This window comes from Pseudomonas sp. SB113 (assembly GCF_040754745.1).
Classification (GTDB): Bacteria; Pseudomonadota; Gammaproteobacteria; order Pseudomonadales; family Pseudomonadaceae; genus Aquipseudomonas; species Aquipseudomonas grimontii.
In genome coordinates this window covers 46,671-64,419 of sequence record NZ_JBFMHW010000031.1, presented here as the reverse complement: position 1 = coordinate 64,419, position 17,749 = coordinate 46,671, and the positions used below count along the sequence as shown (strand labels likewise).

Annotated in this window: 16 protein-coding genes; 10 read left to right on the top strand and 6 right to left on the bottom strand. The window is 60.0% G+C overall.

Annotated elements, in window-relative coordinates:
• Window positions 1–194: 194 nt before the first annotated feature.
• A complete protein-coding gene (locus AB1462_RS27960) occupies window positions 195–1,931 on the top strand; it encodes a cation:proton antiporter (RefSeq protein ID WP_367248534.1) in 1,737 nt (578 codons plus the stop codon).
• On the opposite strand, the gene AB1462_RS27955 is transcribed toward AB1462_RS27960, so the two are convergent.
• Entirely contained in the window at window positions 1,918–3,126 is a 1,209-nt protein-coding gene (locus AB1462_RS27955) for an ammonium transporter (protein WP_090410096.1), read from the bottom strand. The genes AB1462_RS27960 and AB1462_RS27955 overlap by 14 nt on opposite strands.
• 347 nt (window positions 3,127–3,473) lie before the next feature.
• Here AB1462_RS27955 and AB1462_RS27950 point away from each other — a divergent pair, with 347 nt between their 5' ends.
• From AB1462_RS27950 to AB1462_RS27915, 8 genes are all read left to right on the top strand, one after another.
• Complete coding sequence (locus AB1462_RS27950) at window positions 3,474–3,788, top strand: YqjD family protein (RefSeq protein ID WP_012723021.1); 315 nt, start codon at window positions 3,474–3,476, stop codon at window positions 3,786–3,788.
• Between the two features lie 2 nt (window positions 3,789–3,790).
• Complete coding sequence (locus tag AB1462_RS27945) at window positions 3,791–4,174, top strand: phage holin family protein (RefSeq protein WP_033901397.1); 384 nt, start codon at window positions 3,791–3,793, stop codon at window positions 4,172–4,174.
• Window positions 4,171–4,509, top strand: a complete 339-nt coding sequence (locus AB1462_RS27940; RefSeq protein WP_053130627.1) for a hypothetical protein — start codon at window positions 4,171–4,173, stop codon at window positions 4,507–4,509. Before AB1462_RS27945 ends, AB1462_RS27940 begins: the two co-directional genes overlap by 4 nt.
• A 91-nt stretch (window positions 4,510–4,600) precedes the next feature.
• Window positions 4,601–5,764, top strand: coding sequence for an EAL domain-containing protein (locus AB1462_RS27935; protein WP_090407228.1), 1,164 nt, complete (start codon window positions 4,601–4,603; stop codon window positions 5,762–5,764).
• 71 nt (window positions 5,765–5,835) lie between these two features.
• Window positions 5,836–7,167 carry a deoxyguanosinetriphosphate triphosphohydrolase gene (locus tag AB1462_RS27930; protein ID WP_090407231.1) on the top strand — a complete coding sequence of 444 codons (1,332 nt, stop codon included), beginning with the start codon at window positions 5,836–5,838 and terminating at the stop codon, window positions 7,165–7,167.
• A 171-nt stretch (window positions 7,168–7,338) separates the two neighbouring features.
• A complete protein-coding gene (locus AB1462_RS27925; RefSeq protein WP_090407233.1) occupies window positions 7,339–7,734 on the top strand; it encodes a response regulator in 396 nt (131 codons plus the stop codon).
• A 256-nt stretch (window positions 7,735–7,990) separates the two neighbouring features.
• Window positions 7,991–8,611 carry a response regulator transcription factor gene (locus AB1462_RS27920; protein ID WP_090407238.1) on the top strand — a complete coding sequence of 207 codons (621 nt, stop codon included), beginning with the start codon at window positions 7,991–7,993 and terminating at the stop codon, window positions 8,609–8,611.
• Window positions 8,612–8,619: 8 nt separating this feature from the next.
• The gene (locus AB1462_RS27915) at window positions 8,620–12,255 is read left to right on the top strand and encodes a transporter substrate-binding domain-containing protein (RefSeq protein WP_367248532.1); all 3,636 of its coding nucleotides are present in this window, start codon (window positions 8,620–8,622) and stop codon (window positions 12,253–12,255) included.
• Window positions 12,256–12,280: 25 nt separating this feature from the next.
• On the opposite strand, the gene AB1462_RS27910 is transcribed toward AB1462_RS27915, so the two are convergent.
• Window positions 12,281–12,763, bottom strand: a complete 483-nt coding sequence (locus AB1462_RS27910; protein ID WP_090407244.1) for a GAF domain-containing protein — start codon at window positions 12,761–12,763, stop codon at window positions 12,281–12,283.
• Window positions 12,760–13,650 carry an ATP-binding protein gene (locus AB1462_RS27905; protein WP_090407247.1) on the bottom strand — a complete coding sequence of 297 codons (891 nt, stop codon included), beginning with the start codon at window positions 13,648–13,650 and terminating at the stop codon, window positions 12,760–12,762. The genes AB1462_RS27910 and AB1462_RS27905 overlap by 4 nt, the downstream gene beginning before the upstream one ends.
• 163 nt (window positions 13,651–13,813) lie before the next feature.
• Here AB1462_RS27905 and AB1462_RS27900 point away from each other — a divergent pair, with 163 nt between their 5' ends.
• Window positions 13,814–16,123: a response regulator gene (locus tag AB1462_RS27900; RefSeq protein ID WP_090407250.1), complete on the top strand. Its 2,310-nt coding sequence runs from the start codon at window positions 13,814–13,816 to the stop codon at window positions 16,121–16,123.
• Here the strand turns inward: AB1462_RS27900 and AB1462_RS27895 are convergent.
• The 3 genes from AB1462_RS27895 to msrB all read right to left on the bottom strand — a co-directional run bounded on the left by AB1462_RS27895 (window position 16,077) and on the right by msrB (window position 17,654).
• Window positions 16,077–16,568 carry a MarR family winged helix-turn-helix transcriptional regulator gene (locus tag AB1462_RS27895; protein ID WP_090407253.1) on the bottom strand — a complete coding sequence of 164 codons (492 nt, stop codon included), beginning with the start codon at window positions 16,566–16,568 and terminating at the stop codon, window positions 16,077–16,079. The genes AB1462_RS27900 and AB1462_RS27895 overlap by 47 nt on opposite strands.
• Complete coding sequence (locus tag AB1462_RS27890) at window positions 16,565–17,050, bottom strand: glutathione peroxidase (protein ID WP_090407255.1); 486 nt, start codon at window positions 17,048–17,050, stop codon at window positions 16,565–16,567. The genes AB1462_RS27895 and AB1462_RS27890 overlap by 4 nt, the downstream gene beginning before the upstream one ends.
• A 211-nt stretch (window positions 17,051–17,261) precedes the next feature.
• Window positions 17,262–17,654, bottom strand: coding sequence for a peptide-methionine (R)-S-oxide reductase MsrB (gene msrB, locus AB1462_RS27885; RefSeq protein WP_259193530.1), 393 nt, complete (start codon window positions 17,652–17,654; stop codon window positions 17,262–17,264).
• Window positions 17,655–17,749: the final 95 nt, after the last annotated feature.

Below are 17,749 nucleotides of genomic sequence, written 5' to 3'. Positions count from 1 at the left end.
CCTTCAGACAGAAATACGGTGCTTGTGTTTTGGGGCCGCTTCGCAGCCCAACGCGGGGCAAGCCCGCTCGCTACAGGTACAGCGTTCACTCTCCGGAAACCCGCCGGCCACAATAAACCCTGACTCAGATCACCATGGCCTATAACTGATTCAGCGATTCTCGCGGCTTTTTGCCCGCTCACCCTGCAACGGAGATGCTTGTGTTCGCCAACCTGCTGATCATTCTGGCCTCATCCCTGGTGGTGATTGCACTGTTTCGCCGGCTGCAGTTGCCACCCGTGCTGGGCTACCTATGCGTGGGCCTGGCCGTGGGGCCCACCGCCCTGGACTGGGTGAATGACAGCGAAGAGCTGCCTGACCTCGCCGAACTGGGCGTAGTGTTCCTGCTGTTTTCCCTGGGCCTGGAGTTTTCCCTGACCAAGATGCTCGCCCTGCGCCGCGTGGTGTTTGGCCTGGGCAGCTTGCAGGTGCTGGGTTGCAGCGTGCTGCTTGGGGGCTTGTTGATGGCCTTTGGTGTGGCGCCGGGCATCGCCTTGTTGCTGGGAGCGGGGCTGACGCTCTCATCCACGGCGATCGTCAGCAAGGAGCTGACCAGCCTCGGCGAAATCTTCAGCAGCCATGGCCAGAACGCGATCGGCGTGTTGCTGTTCCAGGATGTGGTGGCGGTGTTGTTGCTGACGTTGGTACCGGTGTTCGCCGGCAGCAGCGAGCAGGCCTGGTACTGGGCATTGCCGCTGACGCTGGGCAAAACCGTGGTGTTGTTCGTGGGCCTGCTGCTCGCCAGTCGCTGGTTATTGCCGCGCTTGTTTCATGAGGTCGCCGCTTCTCATTCGGCGGAGCTGTTTGTGCTACTGGCGCTGGTGATCGTCTTGCTGACGGCCTGGCTCACCCACTTGCTGGGCCTCTCCCCTGCCCTCGGCGCCTTCCTGGCCGGCATGCTGCTGGGCGAAAGCCATTACCGCCATCAGATCGAAGCGGATATCCGGCCCTTTCGCGACATCCTGCTGGGGCTGTTTTTCGTCAGCATCGGCATGCTTATCGACCTGCAGTTGTTCGTCAGCCACAGCCTGTTGATCCTCGGCATGACCCTCGCGCTGATGCTGATCAAAGGGTGTGTGGTGGCTGCGTTGGTCAAGCTGCGTGGCAGCGACAGTGAAACCGCCTGGCGCAGCGGCCTGGCACTGGCCCAGGGCGGTGAGTTCTGTTTTGCGCTGATGGCGCAGATGCAGCAGAGGCGGTTGGTCCCCGATGAATTCAACGGTTTGCTGCTCGCCGCCACGTTCTGTTCGATGCTGTTGACCCCACTGCTGCTGCGCGCCGCGCCGGCGATTGCCCTGCGCCTGCACCGCAAGCCCAACCAACAGGTGCAATTGGAACAGATCACCGCCCTCAACGCCCAATTACAAGGGCATGCGGTCATCTGCGGCTATGGCCGGGTCGGGCAATCCATCGGGCGCTTTCTGCGCAATGAGCAACAGGCGTTTATCGCCCTGGATGACGACCCGGAACGGGTGCAGGAAGCCGCCACCGAAGACAGCAGCGTGCATTACGGCGACTGCCGTCGCGGTGCCCTACTCAGTGCGGTGGGCCTGGAACGGGCGCGCCTGGTGGTGATTGCCGTGGATAACAGTGATGTCGCCCTGGCGGTGCTCAAGGAAGCACGCCATATCAACCCCGACGTGCCGATCCTGGTGCGCACCCGCGATGACAGCCAGTGGGCTGAATTGAAAGCCGCGGGCGCCAGCGAAGTGGTGCCCGAGCTGCTGGAGTCGAGCCTGATGCTCGCCTCGCACGCCTTGATTCTGCTGGGCCTGCCGGACCAACAGGTGCAGGCGCGGGTCGATGAAGTACGGCATAACCGCTATCGCCTGCTGCACGGTTTTTACACACACCCGAACACCGACGAAGAGGCGCCGATCAGTCCTGACTGACCGCACCGATCTTGTGGATCGACAGGTCTGCGCCGTAATACTCCTCTTCCTGGCTCAGGCGCAGCCCGTGCACGCGCTTGATCACGCCGTACACCAGCAGGCCGCCGCCGAACGCCACGGCCACACCAAGCCCCGTGCCGATCAATTGGCTGATCAGGCTGACGCCGCCCAATCCCCCCAGCGCCGTCTGGCCAAAGATGCCGCACGCAATCCCGCCCCATACCCCGCACAGGCCATGCAGTGGCCATACACCCAGCACGTCGTCGATCTTCCAGCGATCCTGGGCGGCGATAAAGCACCACACAAACAGCCCGCCCGCGACCACACCCGTGACCAGCGCGCCCACCGGGTGCATCAGGTCGGAACCGGCGCAGATCGCCACCAGACCGGCCAACGGACCGTTGTGCAGGAAGCCGGGGTCATTGCGGCCGATCACCAGGGCGGCAACGGTGCCACCCACCATGGCCATCAGCGAGTTGACCGCCACCAGGCCGCTGACACCGTCGAGGGTTTGCGCGCTCATCACGTTAAAGCCGAACCAGCCGACGATCAAAATCCACGAGCCCAGGGCCAGGAACGGAATACTCGACGGCGCGAATGCCACCAGGCGCCCTTCGCGGTAGCGCCCATTGCGAGGGCCCAGCAGCAACACCGCCGCCAGCGCCAGCCAGCCGCCCATGGCATGCACCACCACGGAGCCGGCAAAATCATGGAAGCTGGCGCCGAACGTCTTGAGCAGCCAGGCCTGCAGGCCGAAATTGCCGTTCCACACCATGCCTTCGAAAAACGGATAGATAAACGCCACGATCAGCGCGGTGGCGCACAACTGCGGAGCGAACTTTGCACGCTCCGCAATACCGCCGGAGATGATCGCCGGGATCGCTGCTGCAAACGTCAACAGGAAGAAGAACTTCACCAGGCCGTAACCATGATCGGCGCTGATCACGGCCGCCGGTTGCATGAAGCTCACACCATAGGAGATCCAATAGCCTATAAAGAAATAGGCCAGGGTGGAGATGGCGAAGTCGCTGAGGATCTTCGACAGGGCGTTGACCTGGTTTTTCTGGCGCACCGTCCCGACTTCCAGAAACGCGAAGCCGGCGTGCATGGCCAGGACCATGACCGCACCGATCAGGATAAACAGGGTATTGGAGCTGTGGACCAAGGTGTCCACCGCACTTTGCAAATTTTCCATGGAGGTTGGCAGGCCTGCGTTAAAGGCAAAAAGCACCAAAGCGGTTCAAGCCAGGGGTTGCGCGCACTAAATTGGCACCACCGGCACCGCCCCTCTTCAGAGGGCGTGAACCGCTTTAGCGCAGCGTTCAACACAACAGGCCGTAGCCGACAGGGTTTTTCCGCGAGTTTCAGTTATTTAGGGTAAGGTTTTTCGAGACTTGAGCCCCGACCGCCCGGATTCAGCGCAAACCCAGGGGCGTGCGCACCAAGGCAAAGCAAAAGCTGTACCACACAATTGCACTGAACCTTCACCGATACCGGTGACTCGAAACCACACGTACAGATCAGCCAATCACGGAGATAACCATGGCCAGAAGAACTGCAAAGACTGCTCAAGAAATACTGATGGCGGATTTTCAAACCCTGGTGACTGACACCGAAAGGTTGCTGGACGACACCAAGGTGCTTGCGGGCGACCAGGCCGATGAGCTGCGTGCCAAGATTCATGACACGCTGTTGCAGGCCCGCGAAACCCTCAAGCAAACCGAAGACTCGCTGCGCGAACGCGGCCAGGCGGCAGTTACCGCGACCGAAGATTACGTGCAGGCCAACCCTTGGCAGTCGGTAGGCATTGCCGCCGGCGTGGGCTTTCTGATCGGCCTGCTGGCCACAAGGCGCTAATCATGTCTATCGGCGAAACTGGCTCGTCCACTGGTACTACCTCGAGGCGACTGGGCGCGGCCGTTCTTGGCTTGCTGCACAGCCACGTCGAACTGTTTGGCATCGAATTGCAGGAGCAGAAGGCCCGCACCGTCAGCCTGCTGCTGTTTGCCGGCCTGGCGCTGGTGTTTGCCCTGTTGTTGCTGGTGGGATTATCGACATTGGTGATGATCCTGGTGTGGGACACCGGCTACCGCTTGACCGGCATCATTTGCCTCTGTGTGTTCTATACCCTGGCCGCCGCCTTCTGCGGGGTGCGCTTGAAAGCGGCAGTGTTCGATGAGTCCACGCCGTTCCACGCCACCCTCGAAGAGCTGGCCAATGATCGGGAGCGCCTGTTGCCATGAGCTCGAATGAAATCCAGCAAACCTCCCGCCGGGAAATGCGCAAGGCATTGATCCGCCTGCGCATGGAGATGCACCGCCAGGAGATTCGCCACGAGTCCCAGCAATTGATGGTGCCGCTGAACAAGGTGCGCAACATGGGCCAAAGCTTTCAGGGCGGCCTGGGCATCAAGCACGCGCCGCTGTGGGGCGTGGCCGCTGTAACGCTGATCGGTTTCTTCACCGGTAAGGGCGCCAAGGGCGGCGGGATCAGCAGTGTGACGCGCCTGGTTCGGCTCGGTGCCGGATTAATCCCGCTGATCAAACTGGCCATGCAGGGCAATTCTCGCAAAGGTTGAGCCTGCTGGCTGCATTCTTGCTAACAGAATCGGCCCGGTCCTCGTTTTCGAGGGCCGGGCCTTTTTTCGCCACCTCTCTTAAGGAGGCCCCGTGATCGACGGGCAACCGCTCGCCTGTTTCCAGCCGTTTATCGACACCGCCACCGGTCGTATTGCTGGCGTCGAAGCCTTGGGCCGTCTACGCCAGGCTGACGGCTGCTTGCAGTCCGTGGGCCCGTTGTTCGCCGACCCGCGCACCCCGGGCGCCACCTTGCGCCGTCTCGACCGGCAGATCCGCGACAATGCCTTGAGCCGCCTGCATGAAGCCCCCGAAGACTGGTTCCTCAGCCTGAATATCTCGCCGCGCTGGATCAACCAACTGCGCCCGGGCCAGGCGCTGCCAAGCCTCAAACAGATCCACGCCCATGGCGTCGATCCGCAGCGCATCGTGTTCGAGATCACCGAATTGGGCGGTGACATCCAGCGCCTGGCCGAGGTGGTGGCACGCTATCGCCAGGCCGGTGCACGCATCGCCATCGATGATTTCGGCGCCGGCTACTCACAGCTTGACCGGGTGTTGGCGTTGCAGCCGGATATTCTCAAGCTGGACATGCGCCTGTTCCAGGAAGCGGCACGGGGCGGACCGAGCAGTGAGGTGGTGCGGGCATTGGCGCAAATGGCGGAAAAAACCGGCTGCTGGATCATTGCCGAGGGCGTGGAAACCGAAGCGCAACTGAGCTTCGCCCTGGAGTGCGGTTCGCGCTATGTGCAGGGCTATCTGTTTGCCCAGGCACAGTTGGACTGGTTCGCCACCGATGCATTCGTGCCGCGTTTTGACCAACTGCGCGCGGCGTATGTCCAGCAGAAGCTGGCCGAACGCGGACGCATCATGCTACTGCGCCAGCAATTGGCCGAACTGATGAAGATCCTGCAAACCTGGGCACAGGCTCAAGCCCCGCTGGATCACTTGCCCCAACTGCCGGCTTTCCCCTGGCTGCTGCGCTTTTACCAGTGCGACCGACATGGCACCCAGTTAACCCCCAACTTCGAATGGCGCCAGGACGCCTGGCAGGCCGACAGCCGCTACCTGGGCCACAACTGGTCCTGGCGGCCGTACTTCTATCACCTGCTGGCCGAAGGGTGGGAGGAGCGTCGTCTGACCTTATCTTCGACCTACCGTGACGCAACCACCAACCAGTACTGCCTCACCGCCGGACAATTCTTCGATAACGGTCAGCGCTTGCTGTTAATCGATATCGACGCGGCAGGCCTGTAGATTTTCGCTTGCCCCGTCAGGGCGGAACCGGGAAGCTGGGAGGGTCATTCACCGTACGGAGAGTACCCGCCTTGGATTGGCCCACCCTGCTTACCCGCGAACGCCTTGGAAAACCCCTGCACAGCCCGGAAGAACTCGGCCGCAGCCCGTTTCACAAAGACCATGACCGCATTATCTTCTCCGGCGCGTTTCGCCGCCTGGGCCGCAAGACCCAAGTGCACCCGGTGTCCAGCAACGACCATATCCATACACGCCTGACTCACTCCCTGGAAGTCAGCTGCGTAGGCCGTTCCCTCGGCATGCGCGTGGGCGAAACCCTGCGCAGCGCCCTGCCCGACTGGTGCGACCCGAGCGACCTGGGCATGGTGGTGCAATCGGCCTGCCTGGCCCATGACATCGGCAACCCACCGTTCGGGCATTCCGGCGAAGACGCCATCCGCCACTGGTTCCAGCAGGCAGCGGGGCGCGGCTGGCTGGACGACATGAGCTCCGCCGAGCGTAATGATTTCCTCAACTTCGAAGGCAATGCCCAAGGGTTCCGGGTACTGACCCAGCTGGAATACCACCAGTTCGACGGCGGCACGCGCCTGACCTACGCGACCTTGGGCACGTACCTCAAGTACCCCTGGACCGCCCGCCACGCCGACTCCCTGGGTTACAAGAAACATAAGTTCGGCTGCTACCAGAGCGAGCTGCCGATCCTCGAACAAATCGCCAGCAAGCTCGGCCTGCCGCAACTCGAGGAACAACGCTGGGCTCGCCACCCACTGGTCTATCTGATGGAGGCAGCGGACGACATCTGCTACGCCCTGATCGACCTGGAAGACGGCCTGGAAATGGACCTGCTGCAGTACGCCGAAGTCGAGTCACTGCTGCTCGACCTGGTGGGCGACGACCTGCCGCAGACTTACCGGCAACTGGGCTCCCAGGACTCACGCCGACGCAAGCTGGCAATCCTGCGCGGCAAGGCCATCGAGCACTTGACCAACGCAGCGGCGCGAGCCTTCGTCGAACAACAGGATGCCTTGCTTGCCGGCACCCTGCCCGGCGACCTGGTGGAACACATGCACGGCCCCGCCAAACGCTGCGTGCTGGACGCCAAGGACATGGCGCGCAAGAAGATCTTCCAGGACAAGCGCAAGACCTTGCACGAGATCGGCGCCTACACCACCCTGGAAATTCTGCTGAACGCCTTTTGCGGCGCGGCCCTGGAGCAGCACGGCGGGCGCACGCCGTCGTTCAAGAACCGGCGCATTCTCGACCTGCTGGGCAACAACGCGCCCGACCCTGCCTGGCCGTTGCACAAGTCGTTCCTGCGGATGATCGACTTTATCGCCGGCATGACCGACAGCTATGCCACCGAGATGGCACGGGAGATGACCGGGCGCTCCAGCCCCCAATAACCACACTGATCATGCCGCCTGTTCACTGAACAGAATCTGCCTACGATGGGAACAGAGCGGCCTGATCGAATTCGCACAAGCACCCGAAGAATAATCGCGCACGCTCCGGGCAGGTCTGGTGAACAGTTCCTACGTGCCCCCTATCGACGCTTGACTCACCGTGTGCCTTCTATGCCCAGTTACCCCCTTCGGATCCTGTTGGTGGAGGACCATCCCTTTCAACTGCTGGCCACCCAGTGCCTGCTGAGAAGCTTCGGCTTCGAGCACCTGGCCCCGGCCGAAAACGCCGAGCAGGCAATCCGCTTGATGACCGAGGCCGACGCGCCCTTCGACATCATCCTGTGTGACCAGTGCCTACCCGACCTGCCTGGGCTTGAATTGATTGAAATCGCCAGTCGCCAACGGTTTATCAAGGCCGCCATCTTGCTCAGCGGACTTCCCGAGGCAGAACTTTCAGCATTGCAAACCCAAGCCCTCAAACGTGGCCTGCCGTTGCTCGGTTATTTGCCAAAGCCGTTGAATAAAGATGAGCTTGCCCGTTTGACCCATACATTACTCACGTTATAAACGTAGGACTTTAAACAAATCGACCGTTCGGAAAATTCGCGCGTAACTACCGTAAAGTCCTTGTCATGACAGTTCAGCCCACGCCCCTGCGGAACGCTGCGCCCTCGCGTTGCAGCGCCTTAAGGATCGGTAGGCTTTTACCTTTTTTAATGTAGGAACTTTCCTGTTTTATACCTGTTGCCACTCAAGTTCATGCTTACCCATCGGCTTCTGAGCTAATGTGCCCGCTTTATTTGTACTTGCATGGAATATGATCATGAACACAGTTTTTATTATTGACGACCATCCCGTTATAAGACTTGCCATACGAATGTTGTTGGAGCACGAAGAGAACTTCAAAGTAGTCGGTGAAACCGATAACGGATGCGACGCCATACAAATGGTCCGCGAATGCATGCCGGACCTGATCATCCTGGACATCAGCATTCCAAAACTCGATGGCCTGGAAGTGCTGTGCCGATTCAACGCCATGAACGCCTCGATGAAAACCCTGGTTCTGACGGCTCAATCCCCCACCCTGTTCGCCACGCGTTGCATGCGTTCGGGGGCCGATGGCTACGTGTGCAAGGAAGGCGACCTGAGCGAGCTGATGAGCGCCATCCGCGCCGTACTGTCCGGTTACAACTACTTCCCCAGCCAGGCCTTGACCCCCGGCGATGAGAGCGGCAAGGAACTTGAACTGTTCAAGGCCGTTAACGATCGTGAGTTGATGGTATTGCAACTTTTTGCACAAGGCCGCACCAACAAGGAAATCGCCAAAGGTATGTTCCTGAGTAACAAAACAGTAAGTACATATAAAAAGAGGCTGATGCAAAAACTTCAAGCCAAATCCTTGGTAGAACTTATCGAGATGGCAAAACGAAACGCGCTAGTGTGAGAAAGCGGATGCCCAGGCGTATAAAGGACTATTTGATTATATTGAGTGCCGGTTTGTGCTTCAGCACCGCTGTGCCTGCAACCCCACCAGCGAGCCCGGAGCATTTCAACCTATTGAGTCGCGCGAGCTCCGTACAGTTGGAACCCCACCTGAACAAGGCCCAGCGCCAATGGCTCCAGAACAAACGTGAACTGGTACTGGGCGCGGCGTTTCCTGACTACCCGCCTTTTGACCTCACCTCCAGCGGGCGTGACTATGAAGGACTCACCGCCGACTATGCCGGCCTGCTGGCAATGGCGCTGGCCGTGCCGGTAAAGGTGTTGCGCTACCCCTCCCGAGAGGCCGCCATTCGAGCCCTCGAAGCGGGGGATATCGATTTACTGGGCTCATCCAACAGCTTTGAAGCGGCAAACCCCAAGCTGACCCTGTCGGCGCCGTATGCCGTGGACCGGCCGGTCCTGGTGACCCGCGAAGGCGAAACCCGCAGCCTGAGTGATGGGCTGGCCGGCATGCGCCTGGCACTGGTCTATCACTACCTGCCGCTGCACGAGGTGGAAAAGCTGTACCCCAAGGCAATCATCCGTGCCTACCCTTCTTATCAAAACGCCTTGAATGCAGTGGCTTTCGACCAGGCAGACGTATTTCTCGGCGATACCATTTCCACCCACTACATGATCAACAAGGGCTACCTGAAGAATATTCGCATGGCGAACTTCGGCAAACATGAAGCCTATGGATTCAGCTTTGCAATGCCCGAGGAACAGCAAACGCTGTTGAGCATTGTCGACGCCGTACTGAGGGCCGTACCCACCTCAGAACGGGAAACGATCGCCAAGCGCTGGAGTGCCGGCAGCGACATCCTGTTGACCGACCAAAAGCTGCAACTGACCTTTCGCGAAGAACGTTGGCTGAGAGAAAACCCGGTAGTCAAAGTGATTGTGAACCCCACCTTTGCGCCGCTGACATTCTTCGACACCGATGGCAATTTTCGCGGCGTTACTGCCGACTTGCTGGAACTGATTCGCCTGCGCACCGGGCTGCGCTTCGAGATCCAGCGCGGGCGCGATGTGAACACGATGATCGAGCATGTAGAAACCGGCAAGGCGGACATCATCGGAGCCATCATCCCAAGCGTCGAGCGAGAAGCCCAACTGAACTTCAGTCGTCCGTACCTGGAAAACTCCTACGTGATGCTGACGCGCAAGGACGGCCAGGCACCCACAGGCCTGGAGGAAATGGAGGGCAAGCGCCTGGCGGTCACACAAGGCAGTCCGCTGAAAAAATTCCTGCGTGAGCACTTCCCAAAGATTCAGCTGGTAGAAACCGGCGACACGTTCAAGTCAGCCGAACTGCTGGTACAAGGCAATGTAGAAGGCGCGGTGAATACCCTGGTGGTCGCCAATTACTTCCTGTCCTCGCAGATGCTCCAGGACAAGCTTCAAATCAGCTTCAGCATCGGCACGATGCCGGCCACCTTCGGGCTGGCGACATCACGCAGCGCCACCGAACTCAGCTCGATTCTCGACAAGGCTTTGCTCAGCATCGCGCCGGATGAACTGGGAGTGATCAACAGTCGTTGGCGCGGCTATACCGCCGACTCAGACAGCTACTGGCGTGACTATCACCAACTGATTGCGCGCATCGTCATCGGGACCGGGCTGCTGCTACTGGTTTCCCTGAGCTGGAATGCGTACATGCGCCGCCAGATCAAGCACCGAAAAATGGCCGAGCGCGCCCTCAATGACCAGTTCGAGTTCATGCGCGCCCTGGTCAATGAAACCCCGCACCCGATCTACGTACGTGATAACAAGGGGCTGCTGCAGACCTGCAACGATAGTTACTTGCAGACGTTCGACGTCAAGCGCGAAGACGTGATAGGTAAAAGCGCGGTCCAGATCAGCACAGCCCTTGCAGTAGAGGCGGCGCAGTACCATGCCGACTATCAGCGCGTGGTGGCCGAAGGCAACCCGCTGATCCTGGACCGCACCCTGCATATCCGCGGAAAAAAACTGACGATCTACCACTGGATCCTGCCGTACCGCGACTCCGTCGGCGAAGTTCAGGGCATCATCGGTGGCTGGATCGACATCAGTGAGAGACGCCAGCTGTTCGACGAACTTCGCACCGCCAAGGAGCGAGCCGACGAAGCCAATCGGGCCAAGAGCACGTTCCTCGCCACCATGAGCCACGAAATCCGCACGCCGATGAACGCGGTGATCGGCATGCTGGAGCTGACACTCAAGCGAGCGGACCAGGGCCACCTCGACCGCCCGGCCATCGAAGTCGCCTACAACTCGGCCAAGGATCTGCTGGAGCTGATCGGCGACATCCTGGACATTGCGCGCATTGAATCCGGTCGCCTCAGCCTGGCACCGGAGCGGGTCAACCTGAGGGAGGTAATCGAGTCGGTGGTGCGTGTCTTCGACGGTCTGGCCCGCCAGAAGACCCTTAGCCTGTTGCTGGAGTTCACGCCTGATCTTGAACACACCGACGTCCTGATCGACCCGCTGCGTTTCAAGCAGGTGCTGTCCAACCTGATCAGCAATGCCATCAAATTCACCGAACGTGGCCAGGTAAAAATCAAGGTGGAAGTATCAGCCACTGAACTGGCGCAACAGGTCGAGATGAAACTGGTGGTGGAGGACACCGGTATCGGTATCAGCCGGGACGACCAGATGCGCCTGTTCGAACCCTTTGCGCAGGCGGACAACTCAGGCCAGTTGGCCAGGAGCGGTGCGGGCCTTGGGCTGGTGATCTGTCGCAGCCTGTGCGCGATGATGGGCGGGCAACTGAGCCTGAGCAGCGTGCCCATGGTAGGCACCCAAGTGCACGTGAGCCTGAAGATGAATCGCCTGCCGGCGCTGCAGATGGTAGACGAACTCAAGCCCGCCGCAACCACGAACGTGCCTGTGCTGAATGTGCTGGTGGTGGACGATCATCCGGCGAATCGCCTGTTGATGTGCCAGCAGCTCGGCTACCTGGGCCATCAGTACACCGCCGCCCAGAACGGCGCCGCCGGCTTCCAGGCCTGGCGTCAGGAGCACTTCGACCTGGTGATCGCCGATTGCAACATGCCGATCATGAATGGCTACGAGTTGAGCCGCTCGATCCGCGAATACGAGCAGCGCGAACAACTGACGCCTTGCGTGGTACTGGGTTTTACTGCCAATGCCCAGCCCGAAGAGAAACAACGCTGCGCACAGGCGGGCATGAATGACTGCCTGTTCAAACCCATCAACCTTACGGCGCTGGAGCGGCAACTGGCAAAGATCAGTCCTCAACCCACCGGTCTGATCCTGGACATCGGCAACTTCGACGCCCTTACCGGTGGCGACCCGCGCATGAGCCGCCTATTACTGGAAGAATTACTGAACAGCAGTCGCCAGGATCGCCAGGAGTTGGTCGCACTGATGGCTGCACAGGCCTGCGCCGAGGGCATCATCGAGCAGGCTCACAAGATCAAGGGCGCTGCGCGCATCGTTCAAGCCTGTGCGCTGGCCTCGCAGTGCGAAGCCCTCGAACAGGCGTGTGCGCGGGGCGATGAGCGGCCCCTGATCGAAGCGGGTATAAAGTCCCTGGAGAAGCTGATGCTGGAGCTGGAGAGGATGCTCCAAGTGCGGCTTAACGAGTTGGATAGCCAATAAGGGGCGGGCCGCGCCCCCTATTTGATCAGCAGTCGGTCAAGCGCAGGAAAATCGCCGCCAGTTGTTCGATACCCGCCTGATCCTGCGGGGTAAAGCGGGCCAACGACGGGCTATCGAGGTCAAGGACACCAATCAATTTGCCGTCCTTGACCAGTGGCACCACCAGTTCGCTGTTGGACGCGCTGTCACAGGCGATATGCCCGGGAAACGCGTGTACATCTTCTACCCGCTGGGTTTGCCGCGAGGCCGCGGCCGCCCCGCACACCCCACGGCCAAACGGAATACGCACACAGGCAATCTGCCCCTGGAACGGGCCAAGCACCAGCTCTTCATTGCGGTTGAGGTAAAAGCCGGCCCAGTTCAGGTCATCCAACTGGCTGAACAGGAAAGCCGAAAACTGCGCACTGTTGGCGATGAAGTCGCGCTCATCGGCCAGCAGCGACTCCAACTGGGCACACAGCATGGCATAGCCGTCGAGGCCAGTGCCGGCTTGTCGTAAATCGATCATGGTTGACGCTCCAGCAATTTGAGGCCCACCCAGTAACGGGCGAATTGATACGCGCAACGACCGTTGCGGTTGCCACGCCCGGTGGCCCAGCGCACGGCGAGAATGTCGAGGGCCTCATCGCGCTGCCACTGCAAACCCGCCTTGTTCGCCAGTTCACCGATCCAGTGCTCGACCACATCGAGGAAATGTTCCTGAGTGAACGGGTAGAACGACAGCCACAAGCCAAAGCGGTCGGACAAGGCAATCTTGTCTTCCACCGCCTCGCTTGGGTGCAGTTCACCGTCCACACGCTTCCAGTTATCGTTGTCGCTCTGGTTTTCCGGCACCAGATGGCGGCGGTTGGACGTGGCATACAGCAGCACGTTTTCGGGGGCCTGTTCCAGGGAGCCATCGAGCACGCTCTTGAGCACGCGGTAGTCACCTTCGCCAGCTTCGAACGACAGGTCGTCGCAGAACAGGATGAAACGTTGCGGTAACTTGAGCAGTTGCTCAACCACACGCGGCAAATCGGCCAAGTGGTCACGCTCGATTTCGATCAGGCGCAAACCGGCCTTGGCATGTTGCGCGAGCAAAGCGCGCACCATGGACGATTTACCGGTGCCTCGCGACCCCCACAGCAACGCATGGTTGGCAGGCAGGCCATCAAGAAACTGTTGGGTGTTGCGCGCCAGTGTTTCACGTTGCTTGTCCACGCCAATCAGATCGGACAGGCGCATGTCCAGGCTCACGTCCAGCGGCAACAGGAAGCCACTACGGCCCTCGCGCTGCCAACGGGCGGCCAGGCACTGGTCCCAGTCGATGGCTTGGCGTGGCGCGGGCAACAGGGGTTCCAGGCGAGCGAGTACTGCATCGGCTCGCTCTAGAAAGGCACTCAATCGAGAATCCACAATTATTCCTCTGGCAAGTTCTTGCAAAAGATGGCGTATTGGCAACCCTGCGACAGACCGCTTGGGGCTGCGTAAAAAACGATTCATGCCGGGCAAGCCTGAGCTTGTGGATGTTCAGCTATGCTTGCCGGGCGAAGGGAAACGTGAAGTGGTTCAACACTCAATGGATATCAAGTTCGCCCACCGCTTGTCTTATAAACAAGCCCGATTGACTGTGCTGGTCGGTTTCGTCTTGGGAACCTTGCTCAGCCTGATCCAAATCGGCATTGATTATGCCAGCGAAGACGCCTCCATCAACCGCGAAATACGTTCGCTGATCGAAATCAGCCATAATCCTACGTCACGTATCGCCTACAACATCGATGCCGAACTGGCCCAGGAACTGACGCTGGGCCTGCTCCATTCCCCCGCCATCATTCGCGCGCAGTTGATCGACAACAACGGCGTGGTGCTGGCCGATGTCGACCGACCACGCCAGGAAAGCACCTACCGGCCCATCAGTGACTTCATGTTTGGCGCCAACCGCCAGTTCGAAGACCAGTTGTTCCTGAGTCACATGCCCAACGAGTCACTTGGCGTACTGCGCCTGGATGTCGACACCTACGCCTTTGGTAGCCGGTTCCTACGCCGCGCCGAGATCACCCTGCTCAACGGGTTCACACGCAGCCTGCTGCTGAGCGGGATTTTGCTGGGCCTGTTCTACATGATGCTGACCCAGCCGCTGGTGCGCATTATTCGTGAGCTGAGCACACGCAAGCAGGCGCGCCTGGACTGCCCGCCAGGGCACGAGCACGACGAAATCGGTGTGCTGGTGAACGTCGCCAACCAGCAATTCGAAAACATGGAAACCGAAATCCAACAGCGCCGCCACGCCGAAGACCGGCTGACTGAATACCTGGGGCAACTGGAAGACATCGTTTCCGCGCGCACCCTTGAACTCAAGGCCAGCAACCAGCGACTGACTCAGTCCAACGATGAGCTGGAAGCGGCGAAGATGAATGCATTGGGCATGGCCCAGGCCCGGGCGGCCTTCCTGGCGAACATGAGTCACGAAATCCGCACCCCGCTCAACGGCCTGCTGGGCATGATCGCACTGTCGCTGGACAGTCCGTTGAACGCCGAGCAGCGCCAGCAACTGTCTATCGCCCATGACTCCGGCAAAGTGCTGGTGGAGTTACTCAACGATATTCTCGACCTGTCCAAGTTCGACGCCGGCCAGTTGGAGCTGGAACGCATCCCGTTCGACCTGGGGGCGCTGGTGGAAGACACCGCCAACCTGTTGTCGCAGAACGCCGCCCCGAGCGTGGAACTGAGTTGCCTGATCGACCCGCAGTTCCCGGCCCAGGTGCTGGGTGATCCGACCCGTGTGCGGCAGATTGTCAGCAACTTACTCTCCAACGCCTTGAAGTTCACACGCTTTGGTCGCGTTGATGTGCGCCTGCGCACTCACGACGGCGGGGTGCGCATTGAAGTCTGCGATACCGGCATCGGCATTGCGCAGGAAGCGCAGGTGAAAATTTTCCAACCGTTCACCCAGGCCGGTGCCGGTATCACTCGCCAGTTTGGCGGGACAGGCCTGGGCCTGGCGCTGACGCACAACCTGTGCGAAGCGATGAAGGGACGTTTGAGTATCAGCTCGGAAGTGGGCTTTGGCAGCCAGTTCTGCGCAGACCTGCCACTGCCTGCCCATTTGCCCGCCGTACAGCCACCGCCGCTCAAAGGTGAGGTTATCGCCATCACCAACGCCGGCAGCGGCCTGACAGAGTTGCTCACAACCCTGCTGCCCAGTTGGGGACTGGCCCCCCGTTGTTTCACCATGGAAGACGACTTGAGCGGGCAAACGCCTGACTTGCTGATTACCGACTGCCCGGAATGCCTGTTCCGCATACGACCGGGCATTACCGCGCCCATCCTGCTGGTGACCGCCTACGGCAATTTCATGCCCAGCGAAGAAGTCGCGGCGCTGGTGCCGCTGCACCAACAAGCGCGCCCCTTGAGCCGTAACGCGCTGTACCAGATCCTGCAACGCAACTTACGCACCGACGCGCACCTGGTGCTTGACCCCGTCCAACTGGATGCCGCGCCGCTCGCACATCGGGCGCGCATCCTGCTGGTGGAGGACAACCCGGTCAACCAACTGGTAGCCAAGGGTATGCTCAGCAAGCTGGGCTGCGAAGTGATCGTGGCCGCCCATGGTGGCGAAGCACTCACGTTTCTTGAAGAGCAGCGCTTCGATATGGTGCTGATGGACTGCAACATGCCGGTGATGGACGGCTATGAGGCCAGCCGGCAGATTCGTCGCAGCGGGCGCTGGCCGGACCTGCCGATTGTCGCGTTGACCGCCAACGCCCTGTCCGAAGAACGCGAGCGCTGCCGTGCGGCGGGCATGAATGACTATCTGGCCAAACCGTTCCGCCGTGAAGAACTCAACGCGCTGCTGGACTTGTGGGTGCCGGGGACGACAAGTCTTTAAGCTGCGCAAGCAACTGGTCGAGGCCATCGCGCAAGGCATCGGCCTGATTCAGGTCGATGCCGCGATCACACAACAAGCGGGTCTTCAGGCTATGGGCCTGGTCCCGCAGTTGCAAACCGGCCTCGCTCAGGCTCAAGTGCACTTCCCGCTCATCCCTGGCACTGCGCCGGCGCGTCACTAACTCAAGCTGCTCAAGACGCTTGAGCAGCGGCGTCAGCGTGCCCGAGTCGAGCATCAGGCGTTGACCCAGGGCCTTGACCGTCGGCTGCAGCGCAGGCGTGGCGTGCCACTCCCACAACACCAGCATCACCACATATTGCGGATAGGTCAGACCCAACTGGTCGAGCATCGGCTTATAAGCGCGGGTGACAGCGCGTGACGCAGCGTAGAGTTTGAAACACAGCTGGTTGTCCAGGGCCAGGGACACGGTGGGCAGGTCGGTCATTTGAGCAAGGCTTCGATCTCTTGGGTCAAGTCCTGCGGCTTGGTGGTAGGACCGAAGCGCTTAACCACCTGGCCGTCGCGGCCGATGAGGAACTTGGTGAAATTCCACTTGATGCCCTTGGACCCCAGCAGGCCCGGCGCCTGTTTTTTCAGTTGCACAAACAGTGGATGGGCATCGCTGCCATTGACGTCGATCTTCTTGAACAACGGGAAGCTGACACCGAAATTCAGCTCGCAGAATTCGGAAATCGCACCTTCGTCGCCGGGCTCCTGCTTGCCGAACTGGTTGCAAGGAAAGCCCAGCACCACCAGGCCCTGGTCCTTGTACTGCTGCCAGAGTTGCTCCAGGCCCTTGTACTGCGGGGTGAAGCCGCATTTGCTGGCGGTGTTGACCACCAGGACAGCCTTGCCGGCGAAATCGGCCAAGGTCTTTTGCTCCCCCTTGATGGTGGTGCACGGGATGCTCAGCAGGTTGTTGCTCATGGCAGTGCCTCGATAAAGGGGAAGAAGGTGAAACATAGTAGGCAATTCAATTGTGTGCAATTTAATTGACCGGACTGATGGCATCCCATCAACACTTTGTAGGAGCGAGCTTGCTCGCGAAAAACTCAAGGACACCGCGCTGAACCAGAATGGCCGCGTAATCGCTGACGACTTTCGCGAGCGCTCCTACAGAGTCCCGACGCCCTTCAAGTTAACGAGGAACAAGGTCCAGGCACACCGAGTTGATGCAATAACGCAGCCCCGTCGGCGGCGGACCGTCCGGGAACACATGCCCAAGGTGCGCATCGCATTTGGCGCAGGTGACTTCGGTGCGGATCATGCCGTGGCTGACGTCACGGATCTCGATCATTGCGCTGTCGGCGATCGGCGCGTAGAAACTCGGCCAGCCGCAGCCGGAATCAAACTTGGTGGTCGAATCGAACAACGGCTCATTGCAGCAGATGCAGTGATATACGCCGTCGGTCTTGGTCCCATTGTACTTACCGCTGAAAGGACGCTCGGTGCCCTTGAGGCGGCACACGTTGTACTGCTCTGGATCGAGCATTGCCTCCCATTCTTCAACGGTTCTCTGCAACTTTTCCATCGGTACACCTCGGCAACTGAAAAAGCCTGATCTGTATCTTTTCCATGGATCAGGCGGCACGTATGATTGCGCCTCTTCAAAACGCCAGTCTGGCA